Source organism: Bacillus sp. NPDC093026, from assembly GCF_044754665.1.
Taxonomy (GTDB): Bacteria; Bacillota; Bacilli; order Bacillales; family Bacillaceae; genus Bacillus; species Bacillus maqinnsis.
Map to the genome: position 1 here is coordinate 282,257 of NZ_JBIVPN010000003.1, position 17,843 is coordinate 300,099.

21 protein-coding genes are annotated in these 17,843 nt (G+C 39.7%); 16 read left to right on the top strand and 5 right to left on the bottom strand.

Going from position 1 to position 17,843, the window contains the following annotated elements; genetic code table 11:
• Positions 1–183: 183 nt before the first annotated feature.
• The 10 genes from panB (at position 184) to ACIQCE_RS10585 (ending at position 9,368) form a co-directional block, all read left to right on the top strand.
• On the top strand, positions 184–1,023 hold the full coding sequence (gene panB, locus ACIQCE_RS10540; protein WP_400494886.1) for a 3-methyl-2-oxobutanoate hydroxymethyltransferase: 840 nt from the start codon (positions 184–186) through the stop codon (positions 1,021–1,023).
• Entirely contained in the window at positions 1,020–1,886 is an 867-nt protein-coding gene (gene panC, locus ACIQCE_RS10545) for a pantoate--beta-alanine ligase (protein WP_400494888.1), read from the top strand. Before panB ends, panC begins: the two co-directional genes overlap by 4 nt.
• Positions 1,879–2,262 carry an aspartate 1-decarboxylase gene (panD, locus tag ACIQCE_RS10550; RefSeq protein ID WP_400494891.1) on the top strand — a complete coding sequence of 128 codons (384 nt, stop codon included), beginning with the start codon at positions 1,879–1,881 and terminating at the stop codon, positions 2,260–2,262. Before panC ends, panD begins: the two co-directional genes overlap by 8 nt.
• 118 nt (positions 2,263–2,380) lie before the next feature.
• The gene (gene dinG, locus ACIQCE_RS10555; protein WP_400494893.1) at positions 2,381–5,173 is read left to right on the top strand and encodes an ATP-dependent DNA helicase DinG; all 2,793 of its coding nucleotides are present in this window, start codon (positions 2,381–2,383) and stop codon (positions 5,171–5,173) included.
• 132 nt (positions 5,174–5,305) lie between these two features.
• Complete coding sequence (locus tag ACIQCE_RS10560) at positions 5,306–5,476, top strand: YpmA family protein (RefSeq protein WP_008344594.1); 171 nt, start codon at positions 5,306–5,308, stop codon at positions 5,474–5,476.
• 12 nt (positions 5,477–5,488) lie between these two features.
• A complete protein-coding gene (gene tseB / locus ACIQCE_RS10565; protein WP_400494896.1) occupies positions 5,489–5,974 on the top strand; it encodes a cell wall elongation/penicillin-binding protein regulator TseB in 486 nt (161 codons plus the stop codon).
• Positions 5,975–6,087: 113 nt separating this feature from the next.
• The gene (gene asnS / locus ACIQCE_RS10570) at positions 6,088–7,380 is read left to right on the top strand and encodes an asparagine--tRNA ligase (RefSeq protein WP_400494996.1); all 1,293 of its coding nucleotides are present in this window, start codon (positions 6,088–6,090) and stop codon (positions 7,378–7,380) included.
• Positions 7,381–7,477: 97 nt separating this feature from the next.
• Positions 7,478–8,182 (top strand): DnaD domain-containing protein, encoded by a 705-nt coding sequence (locus tag ACIQCE_RS10575; RefSeq protein ID WP_400494898.1) that lies wholly within the window; start codon positions 7,478–7,480, stop codon positions 8,180–8,182.
• Between the two features lie 17 nt (positions 8,183–8,199).
• Positions 8,200–8,862, top strand: a complete 663-nt coding sequence (nth, locus tag ACIQCE_RS10580) for an endonuclease III (RefSeq protein WP_400494900.1) — start codon at positions 8,200–8,202, stop codon at positions 8,860–8,862.
• Positions 8,859–9,368: a YpoC family protein gene (locus tag ACIQCE_RS10585; RefSeq protein ID WP_400494903.1), complete on the top strand. Its 510-nt coding sequence runs from the start codon at positions 8,859–8,861 to the stop codon at positions 9,366–9,368. The genes nth and ACIQCE_RS10585 overlap by 4 nt, the downstream gene beginning before the upstream one ends.
• A gap of 38 nt (positions 9,369–9,406) precedes the next feature.
• Here the strand turns inward: ACIQCE_RS10585 and ACIQCE_RS10590 are convergent, their stop codons facing one another.
• Positions 9,407–12,115 carry a PBP1A family penicillin-binding protein gene (locus tag ACIQCE_RS10590; RefSeq protein WP_400494905.1) on the bottom strand — a complete coding sequence of 903 codons (2,709 nt, stop codon included), beginning with the start codon at positions 12,113–12,115 and terminating at the stop codon, positions 9,407–9,409.
• A gap of 19 nt (positions 12,116–12,134) precedes the next feature.
• A complete protein-coding gene (gene recU / locus ACIQCE_RS10595) occupies positions 12,135–12,770 on the bottom strand; it encodes a Holliday junction resolvase RecU (protein ID WP_353856528.1) in 636 nt (211 codons plus the stop codon).
• 41 nt (positions 12,771–12,811) lie between these two features.
• Here recU and ACIQCE_RS10600 point away from each other — a divergent pair, with 41 nt between their 5' ends.
• Entirely contained in the window at positions 12,812–13,777 is a 966-nt protein-coding gene (locus ACIQCE_RS10600) for a DUF2515 domain-containing protein (protein ID WP_400494907.1), read from the top strand.
• A 25-nt stretch (positions 13,778–13,802) separates the two neighbouring features.
• Here ACIQCE_RS10600 and sspM read toward each other — a convergent pair whose 3' ends face one another.
• Positions 13,803–13,907: an acid-soluble spore protein SspM gene (gene sspM, locus ACIQCE_RS10605; protein WP_400494909.1), complete on the bottom strand. Its 105-nt coding sequence runs from the start codon at positions 13,905–13,907 to the stop codon at positions 13,803–13,805.
• A 67-nt stretch (positions 13,908–13,974) separates the two neighbouring features.
• Between sspM and ACIQCE_RS10610 the strand changes: the two genes are divergently transcribed.
• The 4 genes from ACIQCE_RS10610 to ACIQCE_RS10625 all read left to right on the top strand — a co-directional run bounded on the left by ACIQCE_RS10610 (position 13,975) and on the right by ACIQCE_RS10625 (position 15,324).
• Entirely contained in the window at positions 13,975–14,100 is a 126-nt protein-coding gene (locus ACIQCE_RS10610) for a hypothetical protein (RefSeq protein WP_400494911.1), read from the top strand.
• The gene (locus ACIQCE_RS10615; RefSeq protein WP_400494913.1) at positions 14,100–14,336 is read left to right on the top strand and encodes a DUF5446 family protein; all 237 of its coding nucleotides are present in this window, start codon (positions 14,100–14,102) and stop codon (positions 14,334–14,336) included. Before ACIQCE_RS10610 ends, ACIQCE_RS10615 begins: the two co-directional genes overlap by 1 nt.
• Before the next feature lie 48 nt (positions 14,337–14,384).
• Positions 14,385–14,768: a YppE family protein gene (locus ACIQCE_RS10620; RefSeq protein WP_400494915.1), complete on the top strand. Its 384-nt coding sequence runs from the start codon at positions 14,385–14,387 to the stop codon at positions 14,766–14,768.
• A 106-nt stretch (positions 14,769–14,874) separates the two neighbouring features.
• Positions 14,875–15,324 (top strand): YppG family protein, encoded by a 450-nt coding sequence (locus ACIQCE_RS10625; RefSeq protein ID WP_400494917.1) that lies wholly within the window; start codon positions 14,875–14,877, stop codon positions 15,322–15,324.
• Between the two features lie 19 nt (positions 15,325–15,343).
• On the opposite strand, the gene ACIQCE_RS10630 is transcribed toward ACIQCE_RS10625, so the two are convergent.
• Positions 15,344–15,763, bottom strand: a complete 420-nt coding sequence (locus tag ACIQCE_RS10630; protein ID WP_400494919.1) for an Hsp20/alpha crystallin family protein — start codon at positions 15,761–15,763, stop codon at positions 15,344–15,346.
• Positions 15,764–15,930: 167 nt separating this feature from the next.
• Here ACIQCE_RS10630 and ACIQCE_RS10635 point away from each other — a divergent pair, with 167 nt between their 5' ends.
• Entirely contained in the window at positions 15,931–16,437 is a 507-nt protein-coding gene (locus ACIQCE_RS10635) for a PTS sugar transporter subunit IIA (RefSeq protein WP_400494921.1), read from the top strand.
• Positions 16,438–16,626: 189 nt separating this feature from the next.
• Here the strand turns inward: ACIQCE_RS10635 and ACIQCE_RS10640 are convergent, their stop codons facing one another.
• Entirely contained in the window at positions 16,627–17,745 is a 1,119-nt protein-coding gene (locus ACIQCE_RS10640; protein ID WP_400494923.1) for an NADH-dependent flavin oxidoreductase, read from the bottom strand.
• Positions 17,746–17,843 lie beyond the last annotated feature (98 nt).

The window sequence follows — 17,843 nt, forward strand, 5'->3', positions numbered from 1 at the left end:
GCGCATTTTTGTTATACTTCGTGTGGACAGTATCTGAAGAACTGTACCTGTTAGATGATCAAAATATCAATTTCTGCCTTGATCCTAAGGGACTTGGACAGAGGGATGATTCGCCTGCACATGAATGAAAAGAAGCATGTGGTTTAAAGGCAAGCATTTCCTCTCCAGAATGAGGAGGAACAAATGAAGACAAAACTAGATTTTCTCAAAATGAAAAAAGAAAACGAACCCATTGTGATGCTAACAGCATACGACTATCCTTCTGCGTTGCAAGCAGAAAAAGCGGAAGTTGACATGATCTTAGTTGGTGATTCACTTGGGATGGTTGTACTTGGACTTGATTCAACGGTACAAGTCACAATGGATGATATGATCCATCATACGAAAGCGGTGAAAAGAGGCGCAAAAAACACCTTTATTGTGACCGATATGCCATTTATGTCTTATCATTATTCACTGCAAGAGACGATGAAGAATGCAACACGAATCATGCAAGAAAGTGGTGCTGATGCGCTTAAGCTGGAAGGTGGAGACGGAGTATTCGAATCCATTCAGGCATTAACAAGAGGCGGTATTCCAGTGGTCAGTCATTTAGGTCTCACACCTCAATCAGTAGGTGTACTTGGTGGGTATAAAGTGCAAGGGAAAGACCTACAAAGTGCACAAAAATTAATTGATGATAGTCTGAAATGTGAGGAAGCGGGTGCAATCGCACTTGTTTTAGAATGTGTACCTGGTGAACTGACTAAACGAATTGCAGGCATGCTGACCATCCCAGTAATCGGGATTGGTGCAGGAGTGGAGGCAGATGGACAAGTACTCGTTTACCATGATGTGGTAGGGTACGGGGTGGCTAGAACACCTAAATTTGTGAAACAATACGCGCACATTGATTCAGTGCTAGAAGATGCGCTTATTCAATATACAAAAGAAGTAAAAGCTCGCCAATTCCCAGAAGCAGCACATACGTTTCATGTGAAAGAAGAAGTTCTCGACGGTTTATATGGAGGAATGAAGAAATGAAAGTTGTCACACATATTCGCGAGCTAAAAGAACTAATTCGAATGAATCAAAGGAAGCAGCGTTCAGTTGGTTTTGTGCCTACAATGGGGTTCCTTCATGAAGGTCATCTCCAGCTAGCAAAAGAGGCAAGAGAGCAAAATGACGTTGTGGTGATGAGTATTTTTGTCAATCCTTTGCAGTTTGGACCGAATGAAGACTTCGAGTCGTATCCTAGAGATATGAAAAGAGACCAGCGTCTAGCAGAGGCAATAGGAGTGGATATTTTATTTACGCCTGATGTAAAGGAAATGTATAAAGAGAAACCATCCGTTACCGTGTCTGTTCAAAAAAGAACGGATGTATTATGCGGGAAGAAGCGTCCAGGACATTTTGATGGGGTTGCGACAGTATTGACAAAGTTATTTCATCTTGTTGAACCTACGAATGTGTACTTTGGTCTAAAGGATGCACAACAAGTCGCTGTGATCGATGCCATGATGGAAGACTTCTTCTTTGACATTCAACTCGTGTCTGTACCAACAGTGCGTGAAGAGGACGGTTTAGCGAAGAGTTCAAGAAATGTTTATTTGTCTGAAGCAGAAAGACAGGAAGCACCAACTCTTTATCAGGCATTAAAGCGAGGACAAACTGCTGTTGAAAATGGCGAACGAGATCCAAAGCGAGTTCATCAACTCATAGAGAAAGAGCTCCTAAAAACAAGTGGTGAGATTGATTACATTGGCATTTATTCATATCCTCACCTTGAACCACTTCAAAGCCTGACGGGTCAAGTCATTATTGCGATTGCAGTTAAATTCTCTAAGGCAAGACTGATTGATAATGTGATTTTCCATGTTCCTGAAAGCGGTGAAAAACATGTATAGAACCTTTATGACTTCGAAGCTCCATAAAGCGATTGTGACAGAAGCGAATTTGCATTATGTAGGAAGTATTACAATTGACGAAGATTTGCTTGATGCAGCAGGCATGATGGCAAATGAGAAAGTTCAAATTGTCAATAATCATAATGGGGCACGACTTGAAACATATATTATCCCTGGTGAGAGAAAAAGCGGCGTTATATGCTTAAATGGTGCTGCAGCTAGATTAGTGCAGCCAGGAGATGAAATCATCATTATTGCTTATGGCATGTTGTCGGAAGAAGAAGCGAAGACGCATACGCCTAAAGTGGTTGTGCTAAATAAACAAAATCAAATTGAACAAATAATTGGGCATGAGCCTGCAAGAACGATTTTGTAACGCAAGCTTACACATACAGAACAGCTTCAATTTCAGAGGGGCTGTTCTGTGTGTCATGATCCATTGCCCAAAGCGTATTTCACATTGGGTGGAACGTAGGAATTGAGGTGTCCATTTTATGACCGATCAAAGGTTTGTTGTCGTTGATATTGAAACCACCGGGAATTCACCTAAAAAGGGTGATAAAATCATTCAAATCGCTGCGGTGGTAATTGAAAATGGACAAATTGTAGAACGGTATTCGAAATATGTAAACCCAGGAAAGACGATCCCTGGATTTATTGAACAACTGACAGGCATTAAACAGCACATGGTCGACGGTGCGGTTTTCTTTGAAGACATTGCCCAAGAGGTGTATGACCTGATACATGGTGCTTATTTTGTTGCGCACAATGTTCATTTTGACTTAAATTTTTTAAATGATGAACTTAAAGGATGCGGGATAAATGAGCTGGATGTACTAGCAATTGATACAGTTGAGATTTCTAGAATTCTTTATCCTGAGCTTGAGGGTTACAAGTTAACTGAATTAAGTGAAGAGCTCATGCTTCCACATGACCACCCGCACCGGGCGGATAGTGATGCGGAAGTTACTGCCATGTTATTTTTAACGCTGTTACATAAATTAGAGAATACACCGGCGAACGTATTAAAGCAGCTTCGCAGGTTATCACAATATCTCCTAAGTGATATTGAATTTTTGATTAAGCAGCTAGAAACAACTCATACGACTTGTGGGCAATCTCTAGTTGAAGTTGGATCGTTTGCTATTAAAGATGCGGCCAAAACATCAAATGAAACGACACATTCTGTAGAAGCTGATGATCAGTGGTTATTTGAAGAGGCAAAAGAAAAACTCCCGCAAATGTTAGAAGGATATAAGGTCAGAGAAGGTCAGCTCACGATGATGAATAAAGTGAGAGAGGTTTTTCATGAAAGAGCTTATGCGTTAATTGAAGCAGCGCCCGGCATTGGCAAGACCCTTGCTTATTTAATTCCGGCTGCCTTAGAGGCAAAGAAATCTGGAAAACCAGTCATTATTAGTACATACTCTATTCTCTTACAGCAACAAATGCTCGAGCGTGATGTGCCTATTTTGCATAAATTACTGCCATTTGAGCCGGTCGCTTGTGTATTTAAAGGGAGAGCACATTATATTTGTTTAGATAAGTTTGAGCATGTCCTGCATGAGGAAGATGATAACTATGATGTGGTCTTAACAAAAGCACAAATATTAATGTGGTTGCTTGAGACAGATACGGGAGACTTGTCTGAACTCAATTTACCGTCAGGAGCTGCGAATATAAAGGATCGAATATCCTGCGTGCATATGCCGTTTACATCGAAGAAGCGACGCTTTAAGGAATATTGTTTTTATGAACGGGCAAAAAGAAGGGCACGAACAGCTAATTTAATTTTAACCAATCACCGCCTGCTTTTATCAAAAACTGAATCATCATCCATATTTGACCATGCAGACGTATATGTCATTGACGAGGCCCATCATTTTGAGAAAACAGCAAATGAAACACTTGGTGACAGCATTTCTTACGTTCAACTGCATGCAAAATTGACACAGCTTGGCTCATTGCAAGGCGGACTCTTCAAGAAACTAAAAAACAGATTCTATGCTTCGGGATTAAAAACGGACACATTTATTGAAATGGATGAGTATCTTCATCAACTTCAGATGGAAAGCGATGCATTTTTTAGTACAGTACACGCTTTTGTCAAAAAGACAAAACCAAAAACGGACATCAATCGTCTCATTTATAGAGTGCGTCATTATTCGAAACATGCACAATGGAAGCGGATTAAAGAGACAGCGAGTAAGTTGTGTTCATTATTCATTGCTTGTGAGAAGTTGTATGAGCAACAAAAAAAAGAGTGGCTTCAGCAAGGGGATTTTCTGACAGACGATGATGCATTTGAGGCGGAGGAATACGACCAAGTCATGGCGTTCATGCATACATTTTGCAATACGCTGTACCGGTTTATTTTCGAACCACAAAATGATGAAACAGTTTGGATAGAGATTGATGCCAAAGGTGCTAAAAATGCCGTATTCATGTATGCACAGCCGCTAGATACAGGAGAATTACTCGCTGATCGATTTTTTATGAATAAAAAAAGTGTCGTCCTCACATCAGGAACTTTGACAGTCAATCACCGATTTGATTACTGTATAGAGCGATTTGGACTTCAAGATTTTTACCCACAGCTTGTCAAAATTGATTCGCCGTTTGAACTTGAGAAACAGCTCACTGTCGTCGTTCCGGCTGACATGCCAGCGATCACAAACCGTGATGAAAAAAATTATGCGAAACATGTGGCCAAGTATATAAAAATTATGGAAAAACAACACCATGCTAAAATATTGGTGCTGTTTAATTCACATGAAATGTTAAAAGCAGCTTATGAAGAGCTTAAAACAGAAGGAATGCAATCGACTTTGTTTGCCCAAGGGCTGACAGGTGGGAGCCCTGTGAAATTGACGAAAATGTTCAAACTATCAAAGCAAGCAATATTGCTTGGAACAGGGAGCTTTTGGGAAGGAGTGGATTTTCCAGGCTCTGAGCTGACAACAGTGATTATGGCAAGGCTTCCTTTCAGGCCGCCTGATTCACCGCTGATTGAAGCGAAATGTGAAGCGGCTAAGAAACAAGGAAAAAATCCATTTAAAGCTGTGGCTCTCCCTGAGGCAGTGTTAACCTTTAAGCAAGGCGCAGGTCGCTTGCTTCGTTCTGAAAAAGACATAGGCACATTGCTCATTTTAGATCGACGAGTGAAAACTGCTTCATATGGAAAATTATTTTTAGAATCACTTCCTCATGCGCCTGTACATGAAATGTCAAAGGAGTCGCTTATTGCGTATATAGAGAAGCTAAACAACGAAAAGCCGCTGTCATAAGCGGCCTTTAGCTGGTGTGGGTTCGGAGTTATTTTATTGAAACGGCTTCTGTGGTTCCGTTGTAAAAATAGTATCGGTTCTTGCGTTGAAAAGTATGACTAACAATATTTACGTAACTAGGAGGAATTAGAAGTGGAAAGTAAAATAGAGGTGCTTTCAACTGTTCAAATTAAGCATTCAGAAGATCTTTATAAAATTGTCGACTTACTGAACAGAACGCTTAAGAGAGAGGATCTCATGTTTGGTTTAGCATTAGATCAAGAAGATCAAAATCAGGCGATATTTACAATTTATCGCACATAGGGGAAGCATGATATGAAAAAAATGGTTTGGATGATCTCGTCAATTGTCGTCCTCTTTTTACTGATCGGTATCATGAGCTTTACATGGATTTATCAGAGCGCCATGAGTCAAAAAGAACAAGGGCATGAGGCTGCCATTGAACGAGCAAAAGAAAAAGCAAAACTAGTACAGGTTGAACAGGTCGAAACTTTTGTAGGAAAAGAAAAACAATTTATTGTAAAAGGTGTAAACAATCAAAAAGAAACGACCTATGTATGGGTTCCAGCCAGCAAAAATGAAAAAGTGATTGCCAAGACGGCAAAAGAAGGAATTACTTCGGATCAAGCAGTACAAGCCGTTAAAAAGGAAAACACTGTCACTACATTAAAAGACGTCAAATTAGCAAGAGAAGGTGACGTTTTGCTTTGGGAAGTGACTTATTTAAATGAAAATAATCAATATAGCTTTAGCTATGTTGACTTTACGACTGGCCAAGTGGAAAAAAATTTAACACCTTAGTTTCTCCCATCTTGCGTTGACCACGCTGTTTTAGAACGGTTATAATAAAATGTATGAAAAAAATCACACCTGACTTAAGGATAAGGTTTTTCTGGCTTTGGAGGGGAAATATGTTGAAATCAACCATTAATCAAGTATATAAACACGTCGATGAAGAAGTGACAATCGGCGCATGGATTGCCAATAAACGATCTAGCGGAAAAATTGCATTCTTGCAGCTACGTGACGGGACAGGCTTCATTCAAGGAGTCGTGGTGAAAACAGAGGTTGAAGAGGATGTCTTTAAGCTTGCGAAATCCGTCACACAAGAAACATCTGTATATGTGACGGGACAAGTCACAAAAGATGAGCGTTCACCATTTGGTTTCGAGTTGCAAGTAAAATCCATTGAGGTGATCCACGAAGCAAAGGATTATCCAATTACACCAAAAGAACATGGAACAGAGTTCTTAATGGATCATCGACATCTTTGGCTGCGTTCGAAAAAACAGCATGCCATGATGAAAATCCGTAACGAAATTATTCGTGCTACATATGAGTTTTTCCATCAAGAGGGCTTTGTGAAGGTTGATCCGCCAATTTTAACAGGAAGTGCTCCAGAAGGAACAACTGAGCTGTTCGCAACCAAATATTTTGATGAGGATGCTTATTTGTCGCAAAGTGGGCAACTTTATATGGAAGCTGCTGCAATGGCACTAGGAAAAGTATTTTCATTTGGTCCAACATTTAGAGCTGAAAAATCTAAAACAAAACGCCATTTAATCGAATTTTGGATGATTGAGCCGGAGATGGCCTTTGTTGAATTTAACGAAAACCTTGAGTATCAAGAAAAATACGTTTCTCACATTGTACAAAGTGTGCTAGAAAATTGTAAAATTGAACTGCATACACTTGGCCGTGATACTGAAAAATTAGAAAAGATTAAAGCACCATTCCCACGCATCACGTATGATGAAGCCATTAAATTCTTGCAGGATAAAGGATTTGATGACATTGAATGGGGAGATGACTTTGGTGCACCTCATGAAACAGCAATCGCTGAAAGTTATGATAAACCAGTGTTCATTACACATTACCCAACATCATTAAAACCGTTTTATATGCAGCCTGCGCCAGATCGTGACGACGTGGTCCTTTGTGCAGACTTAATTGCACCAGAAGGTTACGGTGAAATTATCGGCGGTTCTGAGCGTATTCATGATTTAGATTTGCTAGAAGCAAGATTGAAAGAGCACGGATTAGATCAAGAAACATACAAATGGTACACAGAATTAAGACAATATGGGTCTGTACCGCATTCAGGTTTTGGTCTTGGACTTGAACGAACAGTCGCATGGATTAGTGGAGCACCGCATGTACGTGAAACCATTCCATTCCCAAGATTATTAAACCGTTTATATCCATAAGACAAGAAAGCCTCCAATCAATGGGGGCTTTTTCAAACGTCTTTTGACAGGCACGTGAAATAAAACGTGATATACTGAATGTGAAGAGGTGTATCCGATGAACAGGCAGCAATTTATTGAAATGCAGCAAAAAGGGTCAACTAGTTTACCTAATTTGTTAATTGCTCATTATGAGCAATTAGGACTCAATGAAACACAAATGATGGTGATGTTAAAGATTAAGATGAATGAAGAACAAGGCGTTTTCTTTCAAACGTTTGAAGAGCTTTCTGCTGGTATGACCATTTCAGCTGAAGAGTGTGCCTATGTGGTTCAGCAGTTAATTCAAAAAGGGTTTATTTCGATTCAACCATTTGAAGATCGGTCTGGTATTCAGCATGATCGATATTCGATAGAGCCTTTATGGGGCATGTTATACGACTTTCTAGAGGCAAAACAGGTCAAAGAAAAACAAATGAACCATATTGAAGAAGAAAAGTCTTTATATTCATTATTTGAAGAGGAGTTTGGAAGACCGCTCTCTCCACTTGAAGGAGAAACACTTTCTATCTGGATGGATCAAGACCATCATGATGCTGCGATGATTCGTTTAGCCCTAAGAGAAGCGGTCTTATCAGGAAAATTAAATTTCCGCTATATAGACCGAATTTTATTTGAATGGAAAAAGAAAGGGCTGAAAACAGCTGAAGAAGCGAAAGAGCATAGCCAGCATTTCCGTTCACAGCGAAAACCATTGCAATCCAAAGAAGATGCTTCATCTTATAAACGACAAGTTCCTTTTTATAATTGGCTGGAACAATAATCAATAAAGGAGAAGGCATGTTATCAAAAAAACAAATCAATGAGTGTTTAGAAGTCATAGGAGAAATGTTTCCGGAGGCTGAGTGTGAGCTTGTTCATTCTAACCCATTTGAACTTGTGATCGCCGTTTTACTATCGGCTCAATGTACAGATGTTCTTGTGAACAAAGTGACGAAAACACTTTTTCAAAAATATAAAACACCAGAAGACTATTTAAATGTCTCTCTTGAAGAATTACAGCAAGATATTCGCTCGATCGGTCTTTACCGTAATAAAGCTAAAAACATCCAAAAATTAAGCAAAATGCTCATTGAAGAATATGGCGGTGAAGTGCCGAAAGACAGGGATGAGCTTGTAAAGCTTCCTGGTGTTGGACGAAAAACAGCAAATGTCGTTGTGTCAGTTGCTTTCGGCATTCCGGCAATTGCTGTAGACACCCATGTAGAGCGTGTCAGCAAACGGCTTGGTATTTGCCGTTGGAAGGACTCTGTACTCGAAGTAGAGCAGACGTTGATGAAGAAAGTACCAAAAGAAGATTGGTCAGTGACACATCATCGTTTAATTTTTTTTGGCAGATATCATTGCAAAGCGCAGCGGCCGCAATGTGAATCCTGTCCGCTTCTTGATATGTGTAGAGAAGGACAAAAGAGGCTAAAAAAAGGGTTGGTGAAGCTGGCATGAATGCAGCAAGTGTTTTCACGTCATATGTTGAGATGCTGAAAGATAAAAGGGTCGAGGCTTCAGGTGAGCCAATTGAAATCTTGAGAGCAAATCCGCTGGCGTTTGATTTATATCCAGACCTTTTTGCTGGTGAGCTTCCTTGGAAGCAAGCAGAAGAATATGTTCCTGTGATATTTGAGCTTTGGGATGAATTAAAAGCAAAAATGCTTCCAAGCTTTAAAACAAGGAAATCGCGCTGTGAGCAGGAAGATATGCTAAAAGGGATCGTCAGTATGATTGCCGCCTTTTATTGGATAAAAGGTCAGCGCCTTGCAACGTTAGAATGGGAAGAAGTCAAACATGAAACGTTTCCTGTTGCACCAATTAATTGGACGGAGCGATTAGATTTCATTTTGTTGAAACCTACCCAATACCACTGTTTGATACAATTGGACGAGCTTTATACAGAACTGAAAAAACAGTATGGAAAGTACAAAGCAATAAAAAAGCGAAAACAAACACGTTAAAGAAAAGCACTTGCCTACTTGCGGCAAGTGCTTTTTCGTTATTCATCTTCTTTACGAGAAGTAGAATTAGCTTGTGTATTTGAACTTTGCGAATTGGCTTTAGAATTACTGTTCTTTTTATCTTTATTGCTGCTGTCATTCTGTGAGCTGTTGTTTCCATTTGAGCTGTCTGACCCATTATCGGAATCGTTATTGCCGTTATCCGTATTTCCAGTTTCACCTTGATTATCTTGATTTTTTTGATCATCTGGTTTCTGCTCGTCTGTTGCTGGAGGTTGATTTTTGTTATCGTCCGTTTCGTCTGTCTGCTCATCATCTGGCTGTTTTGGCTCTTCTTCTTTGTTTTCATCATCCACTTTCTCTTCCTCTTTTTCATCATCTTTAATGGTCAGGAAGGTAGAGGCTGCTTGACTTGTGACACCATCTACAGTGGCTGTCACTTGGAATTTATACGTTGAGCCAGGTTTCACATCAGAGATGACAGCTTCTTTAGCAGAACTGTTTTGAATCTCTTTATATCCGCCGTTATCAACAGCTTGCTGCACATGAAATGTCGCATCAGCATCATCATCGTAACCCCAAGTAAGTGTGATAGATTTTTTCTCTTCATCATACACAGCTTTTAGATCAGATGGTTTATCAGCTTCTTTTTTCTCATAAGTGTCAGATACTTTTGAAGGAGCGGTTCCTTTAACAAAGTATTCCGTTGTCTTCTTGTCACTAGGCGTGTTCGGTCCTGCTAATTTCGCTGGGTCAGAACCTTTTTCAATGGTTGCTTCAACAACACTGTCTGGTTTTTCAAATGAGCCACTTCCATCATCAATTTGAGAAATTAATTGTCGGAAGACGATTTTTGCAACGCGTTGTTCATTAGGTGTTAACCATATTTTACCGTCTGCTTCTTTTGAATTGCCGATTCCCGTCCAAACGGCTGCTGTATACTGCGGAGTGTAGCCAACAAACCAAGAATCTTTTGCACCGCCAGAAGGGATATTATATTTATTGACATCATCTTGCGTAAAGTTGGTTGTTCCTGTTTTACCAGCAACCTCAACATTTGGTACTTGTGCAAGTGTACCTGTTCCAGATTGTACAGCTGTTTTCAGCATATCAGTGATCATAAATGCAGTATAATCACTCATCGCCGCTTTAGATTCTGGCGTTAAGTCAAGTTTCGTTCCATCGTTAAATTCAACTGAAGTCACTGCATGCGGTTCGTTATAGTATCCATTATTACCGAACGCACTAAAAGCGCCAGCCATTTTTAAAGAAGAAACACCTTCGTCAAATCCACCGATTGAGTAGGATTCTGGAATGTCAGAAGGTAAATCCATGCCTAAATTGTTTGCAAATTGAACGGCATGATCTGTACCGGCTGCTTGGAATGCTTTTAGAGCAGGGATGTTTCGTGATTGTGCTAGAGCACTTCTCATTGACATCTTTCCTAAATGTCTTCTGTCAAAGTTGTTAATCGGTGTACCATTTGAATACGTATATGGCGCATCATCAATTTGTTGATACGTCGACCATTTTTTGTTTTCAATGACTGGACCGTAATCTAAGATTGGTTTAATCGTTGAGCCAGGCTGACGTTTTGCATCTATTGCATAGTTAAAGCCGCCGACTGGAACATCACGTCCGCCGCCAATGGCGCGGATTTCACCATTTTTGGTATCAAGCAAGGTGACACCCGCCTGCATACCTTTTGTAAACCCGGCAGTATCTCCATTGATGATGCTGTCTAAATGATCTTGCGCATTTGTATCAAGTGTTGTGTGAATTTTTAATCCATCGGTTGATACATCCACTTTGGCTTTTTTCTGAACTTCTTCCATCACTTCTTCAATGAAAGGAGAGTATTTACTTGAGTTCTGGCTGTTGTATTTATCAGCTGAGACCACCGTCTTGCTGACAGGTGTCGCTTTTGCTTTTTCATACTCTTTATTTGTAATATACCCTTGTTTTTTCATTAAGCTTAAAACGATGTTACGGCGTTTTTCTGCTGCTTCAGGATGTTTGACTGGGTTATAAGCAGAAGGACTCTGCGGCATACCAGCAAGTGTTGCAGCCTGTGCAATGGATAGTTTGTTTAAATTCGTGACACCGAAAAATTGTTCAGCTGCTTTTCCAACCCCATAAGCCTGAGGTGTGAAGAAGATTCGGTTTAAATACATTTCTAATATTTCATCTTTAGAGTATTTTTGCTCAAGCTGAATAGAGAGCCATATTTCTTGCACTTTACGTTTTAAAGTTTTGTGATCGTTTAATAAGGTGTTTTTTACGACCTGCTGTGTAATGGTACTTCCACCTTCAGCACCGAAACCGTCCTCGACGTTTGCAATAAGGGCACCACCGATTCGAATAGGGTCAATCCCGTGGTGTTGATAAAAACGTGCATCCTCAGTTGCAATAAAAGCTTCTTTGACCACATCAGGTATGTCTTTAATCGAGACATACGTCCTTTTTTCTGCACCGACTTCTGCAATGACTTTGTTGTTTTTATCATAAATTTTTGAAGAATACGGTGTTTTCAGCTTACTATCATCGAGAGAAGGAGCGGTTGATGCAAAAACGGCAAAAGTTGTGATTCCGGCTACTACACAGAGAAGACCGATCACGAGTAAAGATAAACATATTTTTTTAAATAGACCTGTTTTCTTTTTGCCCTTTTTGTTCTTTTGCTTCTTCGTATTGGTTCCTTTTGTTGCTTTTCGTCGCTGTTCACGACTTGTAAATTGATCAGACATCACATCTCAACCTTTCGTGTTAAACCTTTTTCGAACGTAATTGATGGTGATTTTCATCCGAAAAATGAAGTGTTTCCACTACTTTAATATAATCAATTCTTGGCGAATATCCAAGTGTCATTAAGTGACCAGCTTCCATTAATTCATCTTTGCTAATGGATTTTCGCCCATTTTGAATTTGCCGCTCCCAAAAGAAAAAGAGCTCAGAAGCGGGTAAATAATAAACGGAGCCAAACGCGGATATAATAACAAAACAAATACCGCCTTGCTTGACAACCTGCTTCATATGCTCAATTTGATGATCATGAAAATTTTTGAGCGGAAACGAGGTTGTACTTGTGGTTTCTTTTGCTTCGAAGTCAATATAGCGCCCTTTATACACCCCATTATAATCCGTTGTCGATGACTGTTTAAAATAGGCTTCTTTAATGACAGCGGCGCTCCTTTTTGGATAATCAACATTGACAATTTGAACTGGGGTAGGCTTCTTATGAATGACTGCAATCCCGTTTACCAAATAATACTGGTTGGTTTCATTTAAGTCAGCCTCAAGCGTCATTCCTCGATTACTATAAGAGGATTCGCCGCTTATTCTTTTTTTTGTCCCGATTTGTTGTACTGGCTGATACGATTTTCCGTTTGGATACCGAATCATCAAGTTTCAGCCTCCTTATTATTGCATTTTGTATTGGAGAGATGACCGTGTTGTCACATAAAGAAGAGCAACTCATTACTCAGTATATTTTACGTGAAACGAAAGCGAAAAATAAAGACAATCTGTCAAGAACAAACGCCTACAAACGCTTTTATGATCGCCATCCAGAATTGAAATGGTCCTTACTTGCTTCCTTTGTATCCAGAAATGCTGGATGGTCGATGACGGATCTAAAGGGTGAATTATTCCATCCGGGTTTAACTGACCAACAGGGGCACATGATTTTTACAGCATATGAAAGAGCGAATTGGCTCATCTTTTCTGATGCTTATCCGCAGCTTTTGCTATATGAATGGTCGAAGCGGTGCAATACACCTTTATTTCATCTTTTGTCTGTTTTTCGGGTCTCTCGTTTTATGCGCGCCGAGTGGGAACGATTTTGGAGAAAGCGCGACACAGAGCGTCTGCTTTATGCACTCATCATAAATGAACAATATACTATACAATCTCCTATTATACAAAATCCTCTTCTGAAAAAGAATGTTTTTCACTCAATTCAATACGCTTTCAGCGAATGGGGCCATTTTCAAACAGTCGTTTTTCCAACAATAGACGGGCATTTATACGGCATAACCATACGTAAATTTTCAAAAGTAAAGGAGCGTATTGTATTAGGGAAAAAATTAGCCAAACTATTATTTCGAGCCGATTTGTTTCCGGATTTTTATCATTTTTTACATACTGTGCCGCACACTGGATCTCGGTTTGATTTCGAACAATATTTAGGGATCGCTAGAAGGTCAACACCTTTCTTAAGAACTGTTTATCCGGTGATGACACATTCATTAGACGATCAAAGGAAAGATTGGTTTCAAAAGAAAGTGAATCAATCGTTATTTGATGCTGAAACTTTACCAAAACAAATCGAACTGACGGAATGGTACTTCCATAAAAAAAGGCAGCTTCGTTTTCTTTTCTCATTAGAGCACTATTTTCAGCATAAATAAAAAGCAGGGGGGGAGACCTGCTTTTTTACGTGGATGGACGGTTAGGACCGCCAAGCTTTTTATCCAGTTGATCTGTACTGTTTTCTTTCTCTTTAGGGTTTTGCTCTTTTGGTGCTGGCTGCTTTTTCATGAAATCTACCTCCTTTGTCCTTAGAATTTACAGAATAAGGCGCAATCATACAAAGAAGGACAAGCACATGTCGAAAATGAAAAAAAACGCTCTTCTTCACTTAGATTGGCGATTTGCTTCTAGTTTTGTCATGTATGAAGGATGGTGTGGAAGAAAAGAGAATGTAACGAGAGACGATAAAGGAGGAATCTGATGATGAACGAATGTGTATCAAAAGAATCCATTATGCAGATGTTAGCGGAAATCGAGCGTAAACTTGATGAAGTGGAGGCAACGCTTTCTGTTGCTGTTCAGCAAACAAAACATGAAGTAAGCCAGAAACAGGAACGAATGCTTGACCACCTTGAATCTGAAGTGAAGGACTGTGAATTGAAAATCCATACGGCAGATTATAAGCTTTCGGCAAGACCAGCGTTTCATGCTGGCTAGCTTTCATATTTGAGCAAAAAGTGAACGTTTGATAGGATGTTCATAGAGGTGAACACTTTGAATAATCAAACATTACTTGAACATACAAAAGAGCTCAGAAAATGGATAGAAGATGCTTATGAGCGGTATCAAAAGGGGAAATCTGAAGAGGAGTATCCAGCGTATGATTTTTATCAAGACATTCAGCCGGCCGTTATCCAATTTGACAAGCAAATGGAGCAGTGGTTGACTGCTTCCACCCATTTTATTCATCAAGTCAAACCGAAATACTTACATCAAGAACAACTGGAAGCTGTGAAGAATAATGGGAAAGAAATTGTCCTGCAATCTTATTTTGGCAAACTTCACCCCCCTCATGTGAAAAATTTAGTCGAATCAGTGATCTATACACTCAATCTTTTAATAGAAGAAATAAGAAAAAAGCGCAGTTGATGAGGAATCCTGCGTTTTTCTTATGATGACTTTAGGCACACCTTCTGTTTTCCATCATAATATAGCATTAAATCAATATGTTTTGAGATGGAGAGGAGCGAGAAAGATGTTCCCTTATTCAAACCAGCACTCTTATGAAATGAATCAATTTCAACAAGGGCCATTTCAATATCCTGAAATGCAGCCACCTCAGCAGTCTCCAGAATATCTAATGCCTCCATATCAAGCTGGAATGAGCCAGCAGCCATCTGTACAGCATCAACCGACCTATGGATACCCCGCCGGCTATCAGCCTTTTCAGCAGCCAGAGGCAATAAATCGGCCTCAGGTGCAGCAGTCAGGCTTGATGCCAATGCAGCAGCCGATGAATCCTTATCCACTGCCAAGACCACAAAAACAGCAGCCATCGCAATTTAAAAGTGTGCTCTCACAATTTAAAAAATCAAATGGACAATACGACTTCAACAAAATGTTTGATACGGTTGGACAAATGATGAATGCGATGAACCAAGTCGGATCTTTAGCCAAAGGGTTTACAAGCATCTTCAAAACATAGCAAAACCCAATAGAAGCATCTATTGGGTTGTTAGCTTTGGTGCGGTCACAATGAGGGATTGATTTTTCCATACACTTTTCATGTTTGTTTCATCTATTTTGGCAGGCATTAAAATGGTTTTGGTAAAGCTGGAATAGGAAGAGGTCATGTCTGTTTTGATTTTCTCCTGCACAGATAGGTGTAAATATTGGGACTTTACCTCAAGAGCAATATCGCCTTCGACAAAATGATCTGGAAATTGAATCTCGATATACACAAAGTGATTGTCTTCTGCCACATTGGTTGCAATGGAGGCAAGAGAATGGGACGTAGTCATGAGTGCCTCTGCACTATTTAAAATCTTGTGAAACGGGGAGGAAGCAAAAAACTGTTCGATGGCTTCATATAAGATATCTTCATTTTTCAATAAATCATATTTCTTTTTGTCTTCTTGTTTCATTTCAAATCACCTCTCATTTATAACCTATGCAAAACAGGCTCAGGCGGTTATCAATTGAAGGAAGGAAAAAATTATGATTAAATAGTATCGAATGAAGTAAATGGTATAAATGTACCATCATACTATGAATAGAACTAGAAGCAAAGCTTGAAGGGAGCAAAATGACATTGCTGAAAAAATTATTCGCTTTCGGAAAAACACAAGAAGATGCGAAGGAAGAAGTCATCTATTCTCCGGTTGATGGAGAATTAATGGATATGACTGACGTCCCAGACCCAGTATTTTCTCAAAAAATGATGGGGGACGGTGTGGCAGTAAAACCAAGCAATGGTGAAATTGTGTCACCAGTAGAAGGTGAAATTATTCAACTCTTCCATACGAAACATGCAATTGGTATTCGAACACTTTCAGGGCTTGAGCTTCTTATTCATATCGGACTTGAAACAGTTGGATTAAATGGCGAAGGATTTAAGGTGCACATGAAAGAAGGGGATAAAGTAAAGATCGGTGATCCTCTAATGTCATGTGATTTAGATCTTATTGAAGAAAAAGCGGCAAGTACAGTGACACCAATTGTCATTATGAATGGTGATATGATAGAACGTCTTGATAAAGAACCAAAAGGTACTGTTTCAAAGCAAACGTCTAAGCTCTTTACCATTAAAGTAAAATAAAAAAGACTGTAGACAAGCTACAGTCAGGCTGTTGAAAAAGGGCTAAAGTGGTTTTTATTTTAGCCCTTTTTCATCTTTTCAGTGGGAATTGAAAACCCAAGCTACTGGTGCGCAGCGAATGAATCATTCGTGAGCATCAACGCTCGAGATCAATGTCATGGTTTGTCTACACACTGAAGACAAGCTATTTTAATCCTCCATCGGAACCCAGCCTTGATTCGCTTCCATGACGGTCCAAAGACCCTCTGGGATCAGATATTTGTCTTTTTGTCTACGTTTAATAACGGTTTCGATTTCATTTTCTCGTCCTTCTTTAATCTTGACAGCCCAATCCGGATCAACGATCAACTCTCGTGCAATAGCGATAAGCGGTATTCCTTGATTGTAGGCATTCAGTGCATCTTCTGCCGTAATGACGCTACCTACACCGATAAGCGGAAGTTCATCGCCGCATCGTTCTTTTAACAATTCCATACGTGTTTTGCTTGGATCGGCGCCGCGTCTTGCTTTAGCATCAATTTCCATTAATGAGATATGCAAGTAATCGAGACCTTTTGTCTTTAAAGCATCGACTAATGTAAATGTTTCTGCCATCGTCAAACCAGGTGTTTCTGGTTCTTCAGGAGAAAGTCGATACCCTAGAATAAATGGTTTTGTGACGTGCTTTGCAATGCCTTCTTTTACGGCATCCACAACGGCGATAGGGAATGCAAGGCGTTTTTCATCACTTCCTCCCCATTGATCTGTCCGCTGATTACTATACGGAGAGTAGAATTGATGTAATAAATATCCGTTTGCTCCATGAATTTCAACTCCATCAAAACCAGCTTGAACAGCTCTTCTTGCAGCTTCCTTGAAGGAGTCAATAATATGTGTGATTTCCTCTTCAGTTAAAGCACGTGCGATTTGTTTTCCATCTTTGAAAACGTCACTTGGAGCCACAACATCACCATTTGGAATTAAATGCGGGAGTGCTTGAGAGCCGCCGTGATGAATTTGCAAAATCGCTTTTGTTCCTTTTGCTTGGATGGCAGAGGCCAGTTTTTTTAAACCTGGTATATCTTCATCTCTTGCAACCGAAGGCTGTCCTTCAAAGGCTTTACCATCTGGTGTGACATTGGCACAAGCTGTAATTACCATGCCCATTTCACTTGATCTTGCTGTAATGAAATCAATCTCTTCTTTTGAAATCGTGCCATCTTCATGAGAACTGAAATGTGTCATTGGAGCAACGACCATTCGTCCATTTATTGAGACCCCGTTTGGGAATGTAAATGGTTCAAATAAAGGCTTAAATTTATTTTTCAATCTCACCATCTTCTTTCTTAATAAAATGATTCCACTATAGAAGTGTAATGGATGTGATGACAACACATCAACACATCTGCTCATAGAGGGAAACATAA

Excerpts from the sequence above, each read along its gene's own strand:
- recU (WP_353856528.1), bottom strand. The coding sequence starts at position 12,770 with ATGATTCGGTATCCAAACGGAAAATCGTATCAGCCAGTACAACAAATC.
- ACIQCE_RS10600 (WP_400494907.1), top strand. The coding sequence starts at position 12,812 with ATGACCGTGTTGTCACATAAAGAAGAGCAACTCATTACTCAGTATATT.
- dinG (WP_400494893.1), top strand. The coding sequence starts at position 2,381 with ATGACCGATCAAAGGTTTGTTGTCGTTGATATTGAAACCACCGGGAAT.
- ACIQCE_RS10585 (WP_400494903.1), top strand. The coding sequence starts at position 8,859 with ATGAATGCAGCAAGTGTTTTCACGTCATATGTTGAGATGCTGAAAGAT.
- sspM (WP_400494909.1), bottom strand. The coding sequence starts at position 13,907 with ATGAAAAAGCAGCCAGCACCAAAAGAGCAAAACCCTAAAGAGAAAGAA.
- panC (WP_400494888.1), top strand. The coding sequence starts at position 1,020 with ATGAAAGTTGTCACACATATTCGCGAGCTAAAAGAACTAATTCGAATG.
- ACIQCE_RS10590 (WP_400494905.1), bottom strand. The coding sequence starts at position 12,115 with ATGTCTGATCAATTTACAAGTCGTGAACAGCGACGAAAAGCAACAAAA.
- ACIQCE_RS10625 (WP_400494917.1), top strand. The coding sequence starts at position 14,875 with ATGTTCCCTTATTCAAACCAGCACTCTTATGAAATGAATCAATTTCAA.
- tseB (WP_400494896.1), top strand. The coding sequence starts at position 5,489 with ATGAAAAAAATGGTTTGGATGATCTCGTCAATTGTCGTCCTCTTTTTA.
- ACIQCE_RS10615 (WP_400494913.1), top strand. The coding sequence starts at position 14,100 with ATGATGAACGAATGTGTATCAAAAGAATCCATTATGCAGATGTTAGCG.
- panB (WP_400494886.1), top strand. The coding sequence starts at position 184 with ATGAAGACAAAACTAGATTTTCTCAAAATGAAAAAAGAAAACGAACCC.
- ACIQCE_RS10575 (WP_400494898.1), top strand. The coding sequence starts at position 7,478 with ATGAACAGGCAGCAATTTATTGAAATGCAGCAAAAAGGGTCAACTAGT.
- panD (WP_400494891.1), top strand. The coding sequence starts at position 1,879 with ATGTATAGAACCTTTATGACTTCGAAGCTCCATAAAGCGATTGTGACA.
- nth (WP_400494900.1), top strand. The coding sequence starts at position 8,200 with ATGTTATCAAAAAAACAAATCAATGAGTGTTTAGAAGTCATAGGAGAA.
- ACIQCE_RS10610 (WP_400494911.1), top strand. The coding sequence starts at position 13,975 with ATGTCGAAAATGAAAAAAAACGCTCTTCTTCACTTAGATTGGCGATTT.
- ACIQCE_RS10630 (WP_400494919.1), bottom strand. The coding sequence starts at position 15,763 with ATGAAACAAGAAGACAAAAAGAAATATGATTTATTGAAAAATGAAGAT.